Origin of the sequence: Streptomyces durhamensis, from assembly GCF_000725475.1 — a bacterium.
Lineage (GTDB): Bacteria > Actinomycetota > Actinomycetes > Streptomycetales > Streptomycetaceae > Streptomyces > Streptomyces filipinensis.
Window position 1 is genome coordinate 63490 of the sequence record NZ_JNXR01000010.1, and the last position, 19275, is coordinate 82764.

Genomic DNA, 19275 nt, shown 5'->3' on the forward strand with positions numbered 1-19275 from the left:
GCGGGCGTGCTGTCTCCATCCATGGTCGGCCCAAACCGAGGAGGCACACACCTGGACCGGCTGCGGGGACACCGCACGTGAGGGCGGTGCGCACCGGTCGGCCAAGGACGGTCCCAGCGGTGAGCCGTCGAAAGGCCACGGTCGGTGCCGGGGCGGTGGGCCTCGAAGGTCAGCGAGGGCCGTCTCCCTGCGCCGCCGCGGCGAGGCTCGGCTGGAGGCGGCGGGCGACGTCGACGTGGTCGCCGGTCCAGATGATGCGGACGGCCATGGCGGTGGCCTGGCCGTCACCGTCGACGAGGTCGGTGCGCACGGACTCGACGAGGCGGGCGAGGGCCTCGGGGCGGAGCCGGACGCAGTCCGGGACGGGCGTGTCGTCGGCGAGGCTCGCGGCGAGGCCGTCGTACCAGGCGGTGACGCGGTGCGCCGCGCCGACGACGGCGCGCTGGGCCTCGGTCCGATCGGCGCCGCCGGTGGCCGGACCGGCGTTCCGCCACAGGGAGACGACGGCGTCGGCGGCCAGGCGGAGGGCGATGACGCCGGTGACGAGGGTGGTCATGTCGGCCAGCGAGACCTGCTTGGTGCCGCGCTCCGCCAGATAGGTACGGAACGCGTCGTCCAGGCGCCGGGCGGACGCCGCCGCCTCGCGGCTCGGCTGCACCGGTTCGCCACCGGCCGCGGCGGAGGCCGCTCGGGTGCAGTGGCCGAGCGCGTACGCGACCGCCTCGGCCAGGTATCGGGCACTGTCGCTGTAGGCGTCCGCGAGTGCCGTGCGCACGGCCGCCGCGGCCCCCCGGGGCCAGAAGAACAGCGCGACCAGGATGCTGACCGCGCAGCCGAGGGCGATGTCCTGGATCCGGAGCAGGACGATGTGCCAGTCCGGGTTCTGGCCGATGTTGAACAGCACGGCGAGAGTGACGGTGAACGCGGCCTGCCCGGCGGCGAAGGAGATGACGGCGGGAGCGATACCGGCCAGCAGTACGGCGACGGGCAGCAGGAACCACAGAGCGGTGCCGTGCTGCCCGATCAGTTGCAGCAGTCCGGCCCCGACGACCGAACCGAGCACGGTGCCTGCGACGGCGCGCAACGCGTTCTGGCCCGTGCTGAGCGCGTTGGAACGCAGTACGGACAGGGTCCCCAGCAGCACCCAGAAGGAGTGCGCCACGCCGGTCAGGCCGGCGAGCAGGACCGCGATCGCGAGCCCTGCGGCACCGCGCAGGCTGTTGTGCAGCCACACCGAGCGGAGTCCCAGATGCGCCGTGGCCCGTTCACGGGCGGATGCCAGCGGCTCGGTCAGGGCACCGGGTTCGCGGCCGAGCAGCCGGTCGGGCCAGGGGCGCTGCCATGCGGCGGCGGCCAGCTCGACGTTGCCGGCGATCTGTACCACGGCGAATCCGACCTCCTGGGCGCCGAAGGAGAGGTCGAGCGTGGCGAGGAAACCGTAGATCTCCGCCGCACTGTCGCCCACCGGGTGTTCGGCGGGCAGGCGCACCGTGGAGCTCTGCTCCATCCCGCTCATGGTCGCCCGCAGCCGCTCCGTGCGGGCGCGCAGCGGGCCCGCGTCCCGGCGCGGATCCGTGAGCAGCTCGGCGGCGTGGTCGAGTACGTCGGCGGCGACCAGGCGCACCGTGCGCGCGGCCGGGTCGCAGGGCGGGGGCTCGTCCGTGTACGCCGGCCGGTCGGCCAGGATGCCGGTCAGCCAGGTCAGCTCGTCGACCAGGCGGACGAGGGCACGTGAGGTCGTGGACAGGCCGGTGGGGCGGTAGGGGGCGGTGTCGAAGGCGTGGCGCAGGTCCGCTGCCGCGTCGGCGGTGAGTGCGGCCGCCGCCCGACGCCGCGTGGCATCGGGCGTCACACCGTAGGCGCCGAGGCCGGACGCGTCCAGGCGCAGATGTGCGGCGGCGGCGCGGCAGACCCGGGCGGCGGGGGCGCTGAGGGGATCGGTGACGGGACGCGGCCACAGCAGGCAGACCGCCGGCAGGGCCACCGCTGCCGCCAGCCCCGCGCCCGCGAGGCGGTCGGGAAGCTGGGACAGGGGTACCGGTGCACTGACCGGCAGGACGAAGGCCAGCAGGAGCGCGGTCGCGCTGCCGGCCAGGACCGAGCTGACGACGCCGGAGAAGAGGACCGCGAATCCGATCACCAGGGTGCTGAGGACAGCGAGCCAGGTCGTGTGCGCCACGACGGTGCCCGCACAGATCAGCACAGCCCAGGCCACCGCGAGGCCGGCCTGCGCCCGCAGCCGCTCCACCAGCGGACCGCTGAAATCGACCAGCAGCAGCATCGAGAACGATCCGAACGCGGCGAAGCTCGCCATCGTCGCAGAGTGCAGCACCTGACCGCACAGCGCGAACAGGGCCGGCATCACGAGTGCGGTCCGCCCGGCCCGCCGGGTCGCCGCGAGATCGGGATCGTGCGCGCGCCACCAGGTCACCCACCCTGACGCGGGCCCCTTCCGCGCCGGGTCCTGCACGGACATGCCCACCTCCCGTCGCCACGAGCATGGCCGGCTCGGCCGTGCCGCGCCTCACCACCCATATGCGAACACCCGGCAGGTCACCGCAACCCGGCCCGCGAAGGCCGGCTGCCCGCCGCCGGCGGCGGTGCCTCGACGACGAAGAACAGGAAGTCGGTCTTGGTCGAAAGGTCGTGGAAGTCGTCGGGGAACAGCTCACGGGCGGCCGGATCGGGCTGCGGCTCACTGATGACGGCGAGGCGGAAACCGGCGCTGGTGAAGGCGTCGGTCATCGCGTGCAACGGCTTGCGCCAGAACCTCATCGGAACGGTGTGCCCGTCGAACGTCCAGTCGAAGGAATAGGTGGTGGTCGCGAAGTAGTCGGGCCGCGGATCCTGGATCGTGCAGGCCACGAAAGGATGGTCGACGGACGCGATCAGCCGGCCGCCGGGCCTGAGACTCGCCGCAGCTCGGCCGGCGTCGGCCCCCAGTCCTCCAGGTGGTGCAGCACCAGCGACGCGACCACGTCGTCGAACGCCCCGTCGGCGAACGGCAGGCGGTCCCTCAGGTCGCCCTCGTGCAGGGCCACGTCGTCACCGAACCGCCGCCGGGCCAACGCGAGCATCCCGGCGCTGGCGTCGATGCCGGTGACGATCGCGCCGCGGTCGCGCAGTGCGGCGGACAGGGGGCCCGAGCCGCATCCGGCGTCCAGGATCCGGCGGCCGGCGACGTCTCCGGCGAGGGCCGACATCGCGGGCCGCTCGTAGTACGCGTTCACGAGGCTGTTCTCGTTCTCCGCCGCGTATGCCTCGGCGAAGCTGTCGTAGTCGTTCACGTGGTCCCGATCCGCGGACCGGGCGAGGCTCTCGGGCACATCGGTTGCACGCTCCGTCGTCACAGCGTAGTGGGCGCGCCACGCACACCATTCAGTGATCGACGGAGGACGGCTCCGCCGAGGCGTGCAGCAGCAGGTCGCGCAGCGCCGTGGCGGTGTCCGACGGCTCGGTGGGGGTGAGGACGATCTGGTCGACGGTGGTCGAAGGACCGGTGAGAGGGATGACGCGCAGGCCGGGTGGCTGGTGGTCGAGTGCGGATTCGACGGTGATGCCGATGCCCGTTCCCGCGGCGACATGAGCGGCGATGGCGTGCACGCTGTCGGCGGTTCTGATGATGCGCAGGTCGGCTCCGCCGATGTGGAAGGCGGACAGGAGGCGGTCGCACAGACCGCTGTTGATCTGGTGGGGCCAGGTGAGCAGGCCGGTGGTGGACAGTTCGGACGCGCTCAGCTCGGCGTGCCCGGCGAGGGGGTGGGCCGCGGGTACGAGCGCCATGAACCTCTCGGTGGACAGCACCCTCGCGCGGACGCCGGTGACGTCGCCGGTCGCCCAGCCGATGCCCAGCCCGATCGTCTCCGCCCGCAGGGCGGTGAGCTGGGCCGTGGTCGGCATGGCCTCCGGCACGATCGTCACTTCCGGGAAGCGGTCGCGCAGTGGGGGAAGGCAGCGCAACAGCAGCTGGTGGCCGGTGTATTCGGCATGGGCGACGACGAGGGTGGTGCGGCTGCGGTCGCCGGCCGCCAAGGAGCGTCCGCGCTGCTGGAAGCGGCGCAGCTGGGCCAGGGTGGCGCGGGCGTCGGGCAGCAGCGCTTCGCCGAGCCCGGTCAATGACACCCGGCGGCTGGTGCGGTGGAACAGCCGCCCGCCCAGGGTGTTCTCCAGCCGCCTGACCGCGTCGCTGACGGTGGGCTGCCCCCGGTGCAGGCGCGCGGCGGCGCGCCCGAAGTGGAGCTCTTCCGCGACCGCGACGAATGCTTCCAGTTCCATCCTGTCCACGGGACCAGGCTAACTCGATCGATCGGTGTGACCGATCGCTGCATGCCGAAGTCCGGCGTTGATGCCGTGCCGTAGGCAGGCTGTGATGGCTGGGAAAGCAGGGATTCCCCCAGGACCGGAAGCAGTGAAGAGATATGACGAGCAATGACGTTGACCGTGAGCAGGATGCGCCGACGGTCACGGTGACGGTGGTCTACCACTCGGTGCACGGACACACCCGGGTCCTGGCCGAGCACCTCGCCGACGGGGCACGGCTGGTGCCGGGCGCCCGGGTGCATCTCGTGGAGATCCGGGCCGAGGACGTCACCGCGGGCCGTTGGCACGATGCGGAGGTACTGGCGCTCCTGGAGCGCTCCGATGCGCTCGTGCTCGGCTGCCCGACGCTGATGGGCAGCGTGTCGGCGGTGTTCAAGGCGTTCGTGGAGGCGGCGTTCACGCCGTTCACGACGCAGGCGTGGAAGGACAAGCTGGCCGGAGGGTTCACCATGTCCGCCTCGCAGAGCGGCGACAAGCTGGCGGTGCTGCAGCAACTGGCCGTCTTCGCCGCACAGTTGGGCATGCAGTGGATCGGCGTGGGCGACATGCCGGGCAACAACTGGAGCGGTGGCGACCGCGACGACGTGAACCGGCTGGGCTCGTGGCTGGGTCTGATGAGCCAGAGCCACGCCGACCAGGGGGCAGAGGAGGCCGGATCGCGCGGCGACCTGGTCACCGCGGAGCGGTACGGCGAGCGGATCGCCCGGCTGGCTCAGCGTTGGGTCAACGCCGTGCCGTACGAGACCCCCCGGATGACCGAACACGAGGCCCGCGCCCTGTCGGCCTCCCTCCGGGAGACGGGCGACGCACCGGCAGCACTGACCGGCGCCTGAGCCCGCACATCACCCCACGGCGGTCGGGAAGCGCGGGAGGGACCCGCACCCCGGAGGGCCGCCGCGCACCTGACACGGTGCGCGCCGGCCCGGCACGGGCGGCCGAGGATCAGCGGACCGTCACGTTGAAGACCGGTGAGGCCGTGCTGCCGCTGACGACACGCAGGTCGTTCTTGCCTTTCAGGCCGAGCTTGACGCCCAGCGAGTAGGAACCGTTGTGCAGGACGGGCGTGGACGCGGGCAGGCTGACCCACGTGCCGTGCTGCTTCTGCTGCAGGGTCACCTTGCTGCCCGCCCCGAGGCCGGTCGTCTTGCCGGTGACCCGGAACAGCTGCCATGCGCGGACGGACGTCGCCGACGGCGTGGCGGTGATGCCGGCCTTGGGAGCCTGCGCCTTGTGCGCGACGGCGACCGGGGAGGCGGTGTGCGCCTGCGGGGTGGCCGCCATGGCGGTGCCGGCGAGGGCGAGGGAGGCGGCGCCGAGGGCACCGACGACGGCTATGCGCAGGGAGCGCCGCTTCGAGACCATCACTGATACATCCCTTTCGGTGAGAAGAGAAGCGTTCGCACTGAAGGTGCGGTACGTGCTGTTTGGTGCGGTCATCAGAAGTGACGTCAGCCTGGAGACAGGCGTTCATCGGCGATATGTCCCTGTCTTGTAACGGACAGCGGTTGCCTCTGCCGTACGGACCGCCCTGGCCGCCGCTCTCGCCGCAGGCCTGCCCGACGTGAGAGGGGCCGGGATCGGTGTGAGACTGGGCACGGAAGGGGTGATCCCCGTGTCGGACCCACCGCACGCGTCCTCCGGTCCCGACACCGCTGTCGACGAGAATCGGCTGGAAGAGCTGATCATCGAGGCCCAGACCGCATTGCCGGTCGAACTGCCGGCCCTGGCGAACCGGTGCGCCTCCTCCCTCGGCCTGGACACCGCGCTGATCTATCTCGTCGACCTGCAGCAGCGGCTGCTCGTCCCGCTCGACGAGACCTTGGATCCGTTGCCGGTGGAGCGCTCGTCGGCCGGCAGGGCGTACCGCACGGTCTCCCCGCGGGTGACCGAGACCGACGACGGCCTGGTCCTCTGGATGCCTCTGGTCGACGGCGCGGAGCGGCTGGGCGTGCTGGCGGTGCGGACCGCCTCGCTCGACGAGGTGCGCGTGCGCCGCAGCCAGATGCTGGCCCATCTCTTCGCCATGCTGATCACCTCCAAGCGCGCCTACAGCGACTGGCTCGCCGCCCGCACCCGCACCGCGACCATGGGGCTGCCCGCCGAGATGCTGCGGGCCTTCCTGCCACCCCGCACCATCGGCAGCAGAAGGTGCATCTCGACCGCGGTCCTGGAACCGGCGTACGACATCGCCGGCGACGCCTTCGACCACTCGGTGGTCAAGAACGTGCTGCACACCATGATCCTCGACGCCATGGGGCACGATCTGACCGCCGGCCTGACCACGTCGGTGGCCATGGCGGCGGCACGCAACGCCCGCCGTGGCGGTGGCGCCGTGGCCGACGTCGTCGGCACCGTCGACCAAGCGCTCGCCGAGTGGCTGCCCGAGCACTTCTGCACCGGCGTGCTATGCCGGCTCGACGCCGTGACCGGGGTGCTGCGCTGGGTCAACTGCGGCCATCCCCCGCCCCTGCTGATCCGTGCCGAGGAGGTGCTCACCGGGGCGCTGGACAGTCCCCCGCAGCCGCCGATCGGCCTGGCGGGCCTGCTCGCCCCGGCAGCCCGGCAGGTCCACGAGACGACCCTGGAACCGGGCGACAGCGTCCTGCTCTACACCGACGGAGTCGTGGAGGATCGCGACGCGGACGGTACGGAGTTCGGCCTCGACCGGTTCACCGACTTCATCATCCGCTCCTCCGCCGCCGGACAGCGCCCGGCCGAGGTGCTGCGGCTGCTCATCCACGCCATCCTCGACTACCAGCGCAACCAACTGCGGGACGACCTGACCATCCTGCTCTTCGAATGGCGCCCGCAGCGCTGAGGTGGTACCGCAACGCCCCCGGATGATGGTCCTGGACCGGTCCGCACCGGACGTGAACGCGCCGGTCGCGAGGCAATACGCGGCCTACGGTTCAGCCATGTTTCGGGCAACGTGGGGTGATATCGGGCCCCGACACCGCGCCGAGGAATCACACTGGGCCCGGGTGGGGGAACGAGTGCGGCGGTTGTCAGCCGGCGCACTTCCCGAAGTGCCGCGCCGGCTCGGGGGAGTCCGCGCGGGAGTCGGTGGGGGGACGCATGACGCAGTCGTTTCCGGGCCAACGCCTGGTGGCGGACGGGAAGTCGCACGGGCGTGCCGGACTGCCCGTCGTCGTGATCGGGGCCGGTCCGTACGGGCTGTCGGTGGCCGCCCATCTGCGGGCGGCCGGCGTACCCGTGCGCATCTTCGGTGAGGTGATGGGCAGTTGGCGGCACGCCATGGCCACCGGGATGTTCCTGAAGTCGACGCCGGACGCCACCGACCTCTCCGCGCCCGAGCCGGGCGGACGGCTGGCTGACTTCCGCCGGGTGCACGGTGAGCCGGAACTGACCGAACTGACGCCGATCCCGTGCGACGTCTTCGTGCGCTACGGGCAGTGGTTCCAGAAGCGGTACGTCGGCGAGGTGGAGTCCGCCCGGGTCACGGGCGTCGACCGTACGGGCAACGGCCCGGGGTTCCTCGTCCGGCTGGCCGGCGGGGAGGCTCTGGCGGCCGGAGCCGTCGTCGTGGCGACGGGTCTGAACGGACTGGCCCACATCCCGGAGGAACTGCGGCGGCTCGCCCCTGAGGGGCCGGGCCACGCATCCCCGGTGTCCCACACGAGCCACCACACCGACCTGTCGCGGTACGCCGGCCGGCGGATCGCCGTGATCGGCGGCGGCCAGTCCGCGCTGGAGAGCGCCGCGCTGCTGCACGAGGCGGGCGCCGAGGTGCGCGTGCTGGTCCGGGAGGGGCAGGTGCGGTGGGGAGTGACACCGGACCTGTCCCGGCCCCGGATGCGGCGGCTGGCCCAGCCCGCCTCGCCGCTCGGCACCGGCTGGATCCTGGCAGCGGTCTGCCGGGCTCCGGGCGGAGTACGACGGCTTCCCGCGTCGGCCCGGCTGCTGTTGTACCGACGGGCATTGGGCCCGTCCGGTGGCTGGTGGCTGAGGGACCGGGTCGAGGGTGTCGTCCCGGTCCACACCTCCTGCCGTGTCGCTCGTGCCGAGGTGACCCCCGAGCGGGCCGTACGTCTGGAACTGGCCGCGCCGGGCAGCGGGTCGCCGCACACCCTCACCGTCCACCACGTTCTCGCGGCCACCGGTTACCGCATCGACCTGGACGTCCTGCCGTTCCTGTCCCCCGGCGTCCGCCGGGCGCTGGTCCGTGTACCGGGTTCGAACGCCCCCGAGCTGAGCGGGAGTTTCGAATCGGCCGTCCGCGGTCTGTACTTCACCGGGTCGCTGGCCGCTCCGGTGTTCGGCCCGATGATGCGCTTTGTCGCCGGGACCGGATACGCCGCCACGCGCATCACCCGTGACATTGTGAGGTGGAGCCTCCCGCGCTCGTCATGACGGGCAGGTCGGTCCAGGGCGCGGCGCGGAGGCGGTCCGGGCGGCCGTCGGCCTGCTGACAGCGAGGGGACGGCCCTCGGGGCGGCCTCCCGCCCCCGGGCCTCCTGTGGCCAGCGGACGAGAACGTGCTCCGCGGAGCGCGGGACGACCGCTGTCCGCCCCGGCCGCCGCTCGATCCGCTCGCGGAGCGCGAGGCGGGGAGCGCTGGTGAGCCTGGTCACGCCATTTCCGGCGTCTACTACGCACGATCGTGGAGCACAAGTGCCCCTCGGGCCCGAGAATCAGCGCCGACACCGGGTCCCGCTACGGTCGTCGGCCGTATCTGCGCCTTTGTCATCAGGCCGGTGCACGGGCTAACGATGGACCCTTCGTGCAGTACCGCCGGTGCCCGGCTGCCCGGCGGTGCCGTTCCCGACGTGGGCATGCGGAATCCCGATCCGGCCCCGCCACGGCCCGGCTGTGACCCGAGTACACGGGCGGGCCGCGACCCGAGTACGAGGAAGAAGGTGCCCCATGTCCAGCATCGTCCTGCTGGCCCGTCCTGCGGTCGGCGCCGCGTCGGCCGGAGCAGTCGGCCGGGTGATGGCTTTCCTGGACTACTTCACCGGTGTCTTCACCCTGCTCTCGCTGACCGCCGTGGTGACGTGCGGACTCGCCGCCACCGACCGGCTGGTGCTGACCCCCCGGCTGCGGGTGGCCGTGCAGTCGGTGCACCGCGCGAGCGCCGTCGCGGCGCTCGGCTTCCTGGGCACCCACATCGCGGTCAAGGTCGTCGAGCGGCACGCCGCCGCGCAGACCGCGGTGGTCCCCTTCAGCGGCGGGGCCGCCCTCGCGGTGAGCCTGGGCACCATCGCCGCCGACCTGCTCGTCCTGATCACCGCCACCGGCGTGCTCCGCGGTCGGTTCGCCGGCAGCCGCCGTCCGTGGGTGTGGCGGGTGCTGCACTCGCTGGCGTACGTCTGCTGGCCGGTCTCCCTGGCGCACGGGCTGACGGCGGGGCGCAAGGCGCACGCGTGGGTGTTCTGGGGCTACGGCGTGTGCGCGGCCCTGGTGGCGCTCGCCCTGTTGGTGCGTGCTCTGTCCTACGTCGGCCGCCACCGCAGTCTGAGCCGCCGCCGGCGCGGTGCCAAGGCGTACCGGCCCGCTGCTGTCCGCCCGGCCGCGCTGTCCGCCCTGTCCGCCACCGCCGCCGGCACCCGCCCGATCGCCAGGGCCGCCCGTCCCTCGGTAGCGTCGACGGTGGCTCGCCGGTCCGTGCAGAGTGCCGGCCTGCCCGGGCCGAAGCACGCCGCGAGGCCAGGACCCCGGCCGCTCCACCTGGCCCGGCCGGGGAGCGGCGAGTGAAGCACGCCCCGCTGGAGTTGCCCGAGGTGCGCCGGCTGGTCGCGGCCCGGCTGACCTCCGGTCTGGACCGCCACCAGCGCCTGGACCTCGCCGCCCACACCCGTGTCCACCCGCCGCTCCGCCAACCGGACCGGGACGGTCTGCTCGCCCTGGCGGAGGCCGTCGGCCTGTCCGGCCGCGGCGGCGCCGGCTTCCCGTTCGCCCGTAAGGCCCGGGCCGCGCTCGCCACCGCCGACCGCACCGGGGCGCCGCCGGTCATCGTGGTGAACGGCGCGGAGGGCGAGCCCGCCAGCGCCAAGGACAAGATGCTGTTCGCCCGCGCACCGCATCTCGTGCTGGACGGCGCCTGCCTGGCCGCGGCCGCGTTCGGCGCCGAGGAGATCGTGATCGGCGTCGCCGGGGGCAGCCCCGGCGAGATATCGGTGCCGGCTGCCCTCGCGGAGCGTGATCTTCCCTGCCCGGCCCGGACCATGTGCCTGCCCGAACGCTTCGTCTCCGGCGAATCCGGGGCCCTGATCCGCGGCATCAACGGTCATCCGGTGGTACCGGCGCCGCTGAAGGCCCGCGCGGCCGACGGTGGAACGGGCGGGGTGCGTGGCCGTCCGACGCTGCTCTCCAACGCCGAGACCTGGGCCCAGCTCGCCGTCGCGGCCCGGCTCGGGCCCGACGCCTACGCCGCCGTCGGCACCGCCGCCGAACCCGGTACGGTGCTGCTCACCGTCAACCGGCCAGGCGCCGGTCCGCTGGTGGTCGAGGTTGCGACCGGCACGCGGCTGGGGGCGGTACTGGACGCCTGCGGCCTCGGGCCGGGCTCCGGAGTGCTGGTGGGCGGCTACCACGGCGCCTGGCTCCCCCCGCCGGACGCCGTCGACGCGCCGCTCTCCCGCGCCGGACTCGCCGGACTGGGCGCAGCCCTCGGCGCGGGCGCGATCGTGACGATTCCCGACGACACCTGCCCTCTCGGTGAGGTCGCGGGGGTCGCGGCCTGGCTGGCGGCCGAGTCAGCCGGCCAGTGCGGACCGTGCAAGCGCGGCCTGCCCGCTGCCGCCGAGGCCCTGGCGCTGCTGGCCGCCGGTGCCGCCGAGCCGGCGGTACTGGAGGACGCCCGGCGTGCCCTCGGCGCGGCCCAGGCCGGCGGAGCCTGCTCGCATCCGGACGGCACGGCCCGCTTCCTGCTCACCGCGCTGGACGTCTTCTCCGAGGACGTCGACGCCCACCTGTCCGGCCCCGGCTGCGGTCGTCCGGTGCGCGGCGTACTGCCCCTCCCGCCCGCGCAGGGCGCCCGGCTGGAGGTGGACTGGTCCCGCTGCACCGGCCATGGGCTGTGCGCCGTGCTGGCCCCCGACCTCATGCGCCTCGGCCCGCACGGCTACCCCGCCTCGACCAGCATCCCGGTCGCCCCCTGGCAGGAGCACGGCGCCCGCCGGGCCGTCAACCAGTGCCCGGCCCTGGCGGTACGTCTCCGCCGTGGTGCCTGACGCCTCGGGTGAGCCCCGCCGCGACTGCCGCGCGGCGCTGTGGCGAGCCGGGCAGGTACCTCGGCTTCCGCCGGTATGGCCGGCCCGGACCACCGGCTTCAGAGGAAACCCAGAGCGTTGGGCGACTGGTGCGTGCCCGCGTCCCGCGCTACACCATTCATGACATGTACATGACTGAAATCTGTCGCCGCCGGGTTTCCGAGACCGAGGAGTAACCCCCATGAACTTCTCACCGGCACTGACGTTACGCAGCATGCGGCCCGTCGTGCAGGCCGTCTTCCGCCTGCTGACCGGGTTCCTCTTCGCCTGCCACGGCGCCGCATCCCTGTTCGGGGTCCTGGGCGGTGCCCATGGCGGCGGCACGGTCCCGGCCCTGCAGTGGCCCGGCTGGTGGGCCGCGGTCATCGAACTGGTGGGGGGCGCTCTCGTGGCGCTCGGCCTGCTCACACGGACGGCAGCCGTCATCTGCTCCGGGTCCATGGCCTACGCCTACTTCAGCGTCCATCAGTCCAACGCGCTGTTCCCGATCGACAACGGCGGCGAGCCGGCTGTCATGTTCTGCTGGGCGTTCCTCCTGATCGCCTGCCTCGGCCCCGGCGCGTACGCGGTGGGGCCGCTCGTCAAGGGCGGGAGAGCCCCCGCGGCGGACGAACGTGCGACCCCGGTACCCACCTCGTAGCCCATCGGCTGAGAGGTAACTGAGAGGTGCCTGTGCCACGCTGGCGCGCCCACACCCCCTGAGGAGCTCCTGGATGACCCTGATCAACGGTCTGCCCGCCCATGTGCTGTTCGTCCATGTGGTCGTCGTGTTGATACCCCTCACCGCGCTGGCCCTGGTGACGGCCGCGCTGTGGCCGCGCGCCGCCCGGCGGCTCGGCGCCCTGCTGCCGGTGCTCGCCCTCGCGGCCCTGGCCAGCGTGCCGCTGACCACGCACGCCGGCGAATGGCTGGAGCGGCACGTGGACGACGACGCCCTCGTACGCCGGCACACCGAATTGGGCGACGGGCTGCTGCCCTGGGCCTTGGGCCTGTTCGTGCTGGCCGCCGTCGTGTGGTGGGCCGGGCGGCGCACCCCGGCGGAGCCCGGCCGGAACGGCGGCATGCGCTGGTCCGCCCTGCCCGTGCGGATCGTCGTCGGCGTGCTGTCGCTGGCAGTCGCGGTGGGAGCGGTCGTGGACGTCTACCGGATCGGTGACTCCGGAGCCAAGGCCGCCTGGCACGACGCCTACTCGAAGACGGCGAAGGGGGCGAAGCACGCCTCTTGAGCGGGCGCGCGCCGTCGGCGGACCCTGTCCGGGCGGGCGCTGCCGTACCGAAGAGGCTCGCTGCCCCGGAGCCGGGGGCCTGGGCGCGGGAGTTCCCCGCCCAGGCCCTCGCTTGCAACGGTCAGCGAGCCCGGACGCGCGGTCGGGGCGCGGTGCCGGGAGGCGGGAGCACCACGCCGTCCGCCTGTGTCACCCGGACACGGCCGCCCCACGCGCGACCGCGGTCATCCCAGATCCAGGACGAGCTTGCCGACGTTGTCCCCGCGGAAGAGCATCTGCAGCGTCTCGGGGAAGTCGTCCACGCTCCCCCGCACCACATGTTCCTTGACCTTGATGCGGCCGGCGCCGATCCAGGCGGAGATCTCCTGCGCCGCCTCGGCGTAGCGCTTGGCGTAGTCGAAGACGACGAAGCCCTCCATGCGGGCGCGGCGCACCAGCAGCGAGAGGTAGTTGGAGGGGCCCTGGACCGGCGTGGCGTTGTTGTACTGGCTGATCGCACCGCAGATCACGACGCGCGCGTGCATCGCGAGCCGGGTCAGGGCGGCGTCGAGGACGTCCCCTCCCACGTTGTCGAAGTAGACGTCGATGCCGTCGGGAGCCTCACGGCGCAGCGCCTTCCTGACGTCTTCGGCGCGGTAGTCGATCGCCGCGTCGAAACCCAGTTCGCCGGTGAGCAGCGCGCACTTCTCCGGACCTCCGGCGATGCCCACGACGCGGCAGCCCTTCGCCTTCGCGATCTGGCCCGCGATGCTGCCGACGGCACCGGCCGCCCCCGACACCACGACGGTCTCGCCGTCCTTCAGTGCCCCGACCTCCAGCAGGCCGAAGTAGGCGGTCATACCGGGCATGCCGAGCGCGCCCAGGTACGTGGAGGGCGGGGCGAGGGAGGTGTCGATCTTCATGGCACCCCTGCCGTCGGAGACCACGTACTCCTGGACGCCGAACGTCCCGACCACGTGATCACCCGGCTGGAAGTCGGGGTGCTGGGAGGCGGTGACCTCGATGACCGATCCGGCACGCATCACCTCTCCGATGCCCACCGGCGGCAGGTACGAGGGGCGGTCGTCCAGCCAGCCCCGCATGGCCGGGTCCAGCGAGATGACGCGCGTCCGGCCGGCGAAAAGACCGGGGCCCGGCTCTTCGACGGGCCCGGAGCAGTGCTCCCAGTCCTCCGGCTTCACTTCGCCCACGGGGCGGGCGGCCAGACGGATCTGGTGGTTGGTCACGGACATCGCGCCTCCTGTCGTTCACAGCCTCGAAGCAGGGTACCGACCAGTAGGTATGCCTCGATGGGTGACGTTCACCACACCCGGACGGGACTCCGCTCGTCCCGGGCCGCCCCCGGGCGGGCGGCCCGGGACGCAGGCCCGCGAAGGCCACGGTGTCACCGTACCGCCCAGGTCAGTGAGGTGGTCGCCGCTGCCCGGACCGCGGGATCCCGGATGGCCGTCGAGAGGTCGGTCACGGTCGCCGTGACCTGGTGGCCGCGGCCCCGGACGCCCAGTTCGCGCGGCGTCACCGAGAGATCGCCCGTCGCCGCGAGAACCTGCCTGTCGTCGACGTACCAGGTCAGTTCGACGTCGGCGAGCCCGGTCAGCGGTGCCAGGCATACCGTGATCAGGCGCCCTTGCCCGATCGGCCGGGTTGTGGGGAGGGAGGAGGTCAGCGCGTCCGCGTCGGCGTAGAAGCCGGCGATCATCGCCTCCCTGCCGACGACGTTGAAGTCGGTCGAGGCCAGGGAGCGCATGATGGATGTCTCGGTCGGCCGGAAGATGCCCGCCTCGTAGTACCCCCCGCCTTCGTACGTGCCCACGACCGAACCGGACGGGTCCTGGGCGCCGAGCCAGCGGTACCACTTCGTCGCGCCGAGGTCGCGGTGGATGGTGAGGTTCGCGGCGGCCGGTTCCTCGGCCGAGGGGTAGGTACCGTAGCCCGTGTACTGGTACTCGTCGGCCAAGTGGCCTATGGAGTGGCCCAGTTCGTGGGCGCCTATGAGGTAGGACCTGTCGTTGTCGGACGACATCGTCGCCACCCCGTGGAAGGTCGAGCCTGCCGGCAGGTCGGCGGCGGAGTAGCCCGCGCCGCCGTACTTCGCGGAGTTGGCGATGACGAAGACGATGTCGGCGTCCGGGGCCAGGCCGGCGTACCGGGCGACCTCGTCGGTGTCGACACACAGCAGGCGCTCGATGCCGTCGCAGAAGAAGGAGGAGCCCAGCGCGGTGTCCTTCACGGCGTCGGCCCCCGGGTCACCGGAGACGCCGGAATCGTGGGAGACGGTGTTGACCAGCCAGATGTTGAACAGGCCGCGGTAGCTCCGGTACGGCTCCACATCGAAGATCGCGTCCAGCTTCTCCTCGGCGTCGGCGGCGAACTCGCCCTGCTCGCCGGCCGTGTAGCCGTCACCCATCACCACCAGATCGAGCCGCCCGGACACCGGTCCGGAGCGCTGGAGCGCCTTCACCGCCGGGGTGGTGCCCGCCAGGCCCGGCCTTTCGCGGAAGACCCGGTCGCCCGCCGGGACGGCCACCTGGCGCGGCTCGGCCCGGGGTCCGGGGAAGTACTCGACGTGCTGAGTGCGGACCGGCGGGGCAGCCGCCTCGGCCGACCCTGAGTTCACTCCGCCTGCCAGCGCCGCCACGGCGGCGAGAACAGTCCCGGCAGCGGTGATCCAGCGCATACGCGGTCTTGCGCGGTGCGGCACGGCAACCCTCGCTCAAGTATTCAGTTAAGTGGATTTAATGTCGCAGTTAATGTAGGGGTCCGCGCCCCAACGCACAAGGCCTGAAGCCCAGTTGACGGAGCATGGGCACCTGGCGGCCGGCACGGGCCTGGTGAGCCGCCACGACCCACCGGATCAGCGGCCAGGCGGGTCCTCGACGGCGGCGTCCGCCGGAACGACCTGCTCCGTCCAGATGATCTTGCCGTTCGTGGTGTAGCGGGTACCCCACCGGTGGGCGAGCTGGGCCACGATCAGCAGGCCCCGCCCTCCCTCGTCGGTGGTGCGGGCATGGCGCAGGCGCGGCGAGGTGCTGCTGGCGTCGGAGACCTCGCAGATCAGGCCACGGTCCCTGATCAGGCGGAGACAGACCGGTCCGGTCGCATGACGGATGGCGTTGGTGACCAGTTCGCTGACGACGAGCTCCGTGGTGAACGTCAGGTCGGGTACGCCCCACTCCGTCAGCTGCTGGGTGGCGAGTGAGCGGGCGCGCGCGACGGCGGCCGGATCGCTGGGCAGGTCCCAGGAGACGATCCGGTCCCGGGCCAGGACACGGGTCCGGGCGAGGAGCAGGGCCGCGTCGTCGGAGGGCTGACCGGCCAGCAGACCATCGATCACTCCGCGGCCCGTCTCCTCCAGAGTCGGCCGGGGCGCGGCGAGGACATCGCCCAGCCGGGACAGCCCGACACCGATGTCCCTGTCGACGGATTCGATGAGACCGTCGGTGTAGAGCGCGATGAGGCTGCCCTCGGCCAGCTCCATTTCGACGGCCTGGAAGGGCAGGTACCCGAGGCCGAGTGGTGGTCCGGCGGGCAGGTCCAGGACTTCGGCACCGCCGGCCGGAGAGACGATCACCGGCGGGAGGTGACCGGCGCGGGCCAGCGTGCACCGCCCGCTGACCGGGTCGTAGACGGCGTACAGGCAGGTGGCGCCCAGGAACGCGGTGCCCGGGGCCCCGTCCTCGGTCGCCGGCGAAGCCTCGCTGCCGTCCGCCCCCATGAGGCCGATGACCAGGTCGTCCAGATGGGCCAGCAGTTCGTCCGGGGAGAGGTCCAGGTTGGCGAGGGTGCGTACCGCGGTGCGCAGGCGTCCCATGGTCGCCGCGGCGTTCAGGCCGTGCCCGGCCACGTCCCCGACCACCAGCGCGACCCGTGCCCCGGACAGCGGGATCACGTCGAACCAGTCGCCGCCCACACCGGTGGGGGCGTCCGCCGGGAGATACCAGGACGCCACCGCGAGCGCGGAACCTCCCGTCAGTTCCTGCGGCAGCAGATAGCGCTGCATGGAGCGGGCCGCGGTGCGCTCGCGGGTGAATCGGCGCGCGTTGTCGATGCACACCGCCGCGCGGGAGACGAGTTCCTCGGCGAGACGTACGTCGTCCTCCTCGAACGGGCCCCGCCGCCCGGACCGTGCGAACGTCGCCGCACCCAGGGTGACACCGCGCGCTCGCACCGGGACCACCATGACCGAGCGGAAGTCGTAGTCGCGGAAGGAGGCGCCGAGCGACTCGTCCTCGGTCACCCACGGGCTGGCCGTGCGGTCCAGGGTCCGTTCGACCAGGGTTCTGCTTTCCATCAGGCAGCGGGTCACCGGCGACGAGGCGGCACGGCGGACCGCCTCCCCCACGGCCAGGCTCCCCTCGGGACAGCCCTCGCGCACCGACTGCTGCCCCGCGCGCCGGATGACGGGCGACATCCCGACCGGACCGGGTGCCGGTTCCTCGCCCCTCATGACCGAGTCCAGCAGGTCCACGGCGACGAAGTCGGCGACGGCCGGCACGGCGTCGTCGGCCAGTTCCTGGGCCGTCCGCGTCACGTCCAGGGTGCTGCCGATGCGGGTGGCGGCGTCGTTGAGGAGGGCCAGGCGTTCCTGGGCGCGCCGGCGTTCGGTGACGTCGATGACCATGTACCAGACACCGACGTTCTGACCGTGCCGGTCCTTCATGACGAAGAACGACGAGGAGAACGCGCGGCCGGCGTCGGTGTCCAGCTGGCTGGGGCTGGGGTATTCGTAGTCCATCACCGGAGCGCCGGTCTCCAGGACTCCGCGCATCTTCTCCTCGAAGGCCGCGGCCTCCGCGATCGGCAGCACTTCCGCCATCCGCCGGCCCAGCCGATGTTCGAGGGGGATGCGGCGGTCCAGTGACTCGTTCACCCAGACGTACCGCAGGTCCGTGTCGAGGACCGCGATGCCGACGGGGGCGTGGGTGAGGAAGGGGGTGAGCATCAGCTGGCTGACCCCGCCGCCCGGCATCCGCCAGAAGGCCCGTTTCGGGGGCCGTCCGACGAATCTGCCGAAGACCAGTGCTGCCACCGTGGCGACCAGCACGCCCGGCACCATTTCGTAGATGCCCGACTCGAAGGGACCGAGCAGCGGATTGATCTTCTTCCACAGCAGCACTGTGACCGCGCCCGAGACGATCCCGGCCATGGCCCCCGCCCAGGTCATCCGGGGCCAGTACAGCGAGAGCAGGACGACCGGCCCGAACGCCGCTCCGAAGCCCGCCCAGGCGTAGGCGACGATGCCCAGCAGCCCGCCGCCCCTGAGCGCGATCACGAAGGCCACCACGATCACGATGACGACGGCGGCGCGACCGACCCAGACCAGGGTCCTGTCCGAGGCACGCCGGTGGAGGAACGCGTGGTAGAAGTCCTCCGTGAGGCTGACCGAGGACACGAGGAGCTGGCTGTCCGCGGTCGAGATGATCGCGGCCAGCACGGCGATCAGCATCACGCCGGCGCCCCAGGGGTTGAACAGGGTCCGGCTGAGAGTGATGTACACCGTCTGCGGGTCGTTCAGCGGTGTGCCGGCCCGGGCGATGCCCACCAGGCCGACGAGGGTGGCTCCGGCGAGCACGAAGACGGCCCACCCGGTCTCGATGCGGCGGGCCGCCGGGACGGCGCCGGTGCTGCGGATGCCCATGAAGCGGGCCAGGATGTGGGGCTGACCGAAATACCCGAGCCCCCAGGCGAGCAGCGAGATGATCGCGACGGCGCCGAGGGAGCCGCCCGCGGACCACCGTCCGTCCGTGTAGTCGGCCTTGGCGCCCATGTCGAGCAGGCTGGGGGTCTTGCTGTTGAGGGCGTCACGCAGTGCCCCGAAGCCGCCGAGCGCCCCGATGCCGACGACGGGGAGCACGAGCAGGGCGAGGAACATCAGCGTGGCCTGCAGGACGTGTGTCAGGCTCACGGCGAGGAAGCCGCCCAGGCACGAGTAGACGACGATCACCAGGGCGGTCAGGGTCACTCCGAGCCCGAACCCGACACCGAAGATGTGCCCGAACAGCAGGCCACCGGCTACCAGCCCACTGGCGACGTAGACGGTGAAGAACACGAGGGTGACCGCCGCCGAGACCATCCGGAGCGTCCGGGTGCGGTCCTCGAACCTTTCCTCCAGATAGGCCGAGAGGCTGACGGCGTTCCCGGCGCGCTCGGTGTAGGTGCGCAGCCTCGGCGCGACGAACAGCCAGTTGAGGTACGTACCGACCACCAGACCGACCGCGATCCAGCTGGCACCGACACCGGCCGCGTACACCGCGCCGGGAAAGGCGAGGAACAACCAGCCGGACATGTCGCTGGCCCCCGCGGACAGGGCGGCGACGAACGCGCTGAGCCTGCGGCCGCCCAGGGCGAAGTCGGCAAAGGTGTGAGTGCGGCTGTAGGCCCAGATACCCGTTGCGATCATGATGGCCACATACACAAGGAAGGTGGCCATGATCGGCGCACTCAAGTCGATCATGTTGTCCTCGCCCGTGGTTCCCGAGCATGGGCGCGACCGTCAC

13 protein-coding genes and 1 pseudogene are annotated in these 19275 nt (G+C 72.3%); 7 read left to right on the forward strand and 7 right to left on the reverse strand.

Features of this window, described 5'->3' with window-relative positions; genetic code table 11:
- Positions 1–169: 169 nt before the first annotated feature.
- From IO33_RS0116305 to IO33_RS47390, 3 genes and pseudogenes are all read right to left on the reverse strand, one after another.
- Positions 170–2476 (reverse strand): FUSC family protein, encoded by a 2307-nt coding sequence (locus IO33_RS0116305; RefSeq protein ID WP_051926805.1) that lies wholly within the window; start codon positions 2474–2476, stop codon positions 170–172.
- A gap of 77 nt (positions 2477–2553) precedes the next feature.
- Positions 2554–3326, reverse strand: a pseudogene (locus tag IO33_RS44210) (class I SAM-dependent methyltransferase).
- 52 nt (positions 3327–3378) lie between these two features.
- Positions 3379–4275, reverse strand: coding sequence for a LysR family transcriptional regulator (locus IO33_RS47390; RefSeq protein ID WP_078963678.1), 897 nt, complete (start codon positions 4273–4275; stop codon positions 3379–3381).
- Positions 4276–4418: 143 nt separating this feature from the next.
- On the opposite strand from IO33_RS47390, the gene IO33_RS47395 reads away from it, so the two are divergent.
- Positions 4419–5153: a flavodoxin family protein gene (locus IO33_RS47395; protein WP_078963680.1), complete on the forward strand. Its 735-nt coding sequence runs from the start codon at positions 4419–4421 to the stop codon at positions 5151–5153.
- A 109-nt stretch (positions 5154–5262) separates the two neighbouring features.
- On the opposite strand, the gene IO33_RS0116325 is transcribed toward IO33_RS47395, so the two are convergent.
- Positions 5263–5682 (reverse strand): hypothetical protein, encoded by a 420-nt coding sequence (locus IO33_RS0116325; protein WP_031165334.1) that lies wholly within the window; start codon positions 5680–5682, stop codon positions 5263–5265.
- Between the two features lie 241 nt (positions 5683–5923).
- Between IO33_RS0116325 and IO33_RS0116330 the strand changes: the two genes are divergently transcribed.
- The 6 genes from IO33_RS0116330 (at position 5924) to IO33_RS0116355 (ending at position 12778) form a co-directional block, all read left to right on the forward strand.
- Positions 5924–7138, forward strand: a complete 1215-nt coding sequence (locus tag IO33_RS0116330) for a PP2C family protein-serine/threonine phosphatase (protein ID WP_425347966.1) — start codon at positions 5924–5926, stop codon at positions 7136–7138.
- Positions 7139–7395: 257 nt separating this feature from the next.
- On the forward strand, positions 7396–8691 hold the full coding sequence (locus IO33_RS0116335; protein WP_031165339.1) for an FAD-dependent oxidoreductase: 1296 nt from the start codon (positions 7396–7398) through the stop codon (positions 8689–8691).
- Between the two features lie 513 nt (positions 8692–9204).
- Positions 9205–10035 (forward strand): hypothetical protein, encoded by an 831-nt coding sequence (locus IO33_RS51715; protein ID WP_051926807.1) that lies wholly within the window; start codon positions 9205–9207, stop codon positions 10033–10035.
- The gene (locus IO33_RS51720; RefSeq protein WP_037685515.1) at positions 10032–11513 is read left to right on the forward strand and encodes an NADH-quinone oxidoreductase subunit NuoF family protein; all 1482 of its coding nucleotides are present in this window, start codon (positions 10032–10034) and stop codon (positions 11511–11513) included. The genes IO33_RS51715 and IO33_RS51720 overlap by 4 nt, the downstream gene beginning before the upstream one ends.
- Before the next feature lie 220 nt (positions 11514–11733).
- Positions 11734–12192, forward strand: a complete 459-nt coding sequence (locus IO33_RS0116350; protein ID WP_078963684.1) for a DoxX family protein — start codon at positions 11734–11736, stop codon at positions 12190–12192.
- 73 nt (positions 12193–12265) lie between these two features.
- Positions 12266–12778 carry a DUF2231 domain-containing protein gene (locus IO33_RS0116355; protein ID WP_031165348.1) on the forward strand — a complete coding sequence of 171 codons (513 nt, stop codon included), beginning with the start codon at positions 12266–12268 and terminating at the stop codon, positions 12776–12778.
- Positions 12779–13002: 224 nt separating this feature from the next.
- Here the strand turns inward: IO33_RS0116355 and IO33_RS0116360 are convergent, their stop codons facing one another.
- The 3 genes from IO33_RS0116360 to putP all read right to left on the reverse strand — a co-directional run bounded on the left by IO33_RS0116360 (position 13003) and on the right by putP (position 19232).
- Complete coding sequence (locus tag IO33_RS0116360) at positions 13003–14010, reverse strand: NADP-dependent oxidoreductase (RefSeq protein WP_031165349.1); 1008 nt, start codon at positions 14008–14010, stop codon at positions 13003–13005.
- Positions 14011–14162: 152 nt separating this feature from the next.
- Positions 14163–15455: a M64 family metallopeptidase gene (locus tag IO33_RS0116365; protein ID WP_037685517.1), complete on the reverse strand. Its 1293-nt coding sequence runs from the start codon at positions 15453–15455 to the stop codon at positions 14163–14165.
- Positions 15456–15632: 177 nt separating this feature from the next.
- The gene (gene putP / locus IO33_RS0116370) at positions 15633–19232 is read right to left on the reverse strand and encodes a sodium/proline symporter PutP (protein WP_037685519.1); all 3600 of its coding nucleotides are present in this window, start codon (positions 19230–19232) and stop codon (positions 15633–15635) included.
- Positions 19233–19275 lie beyond the last annotated feature (43 nt).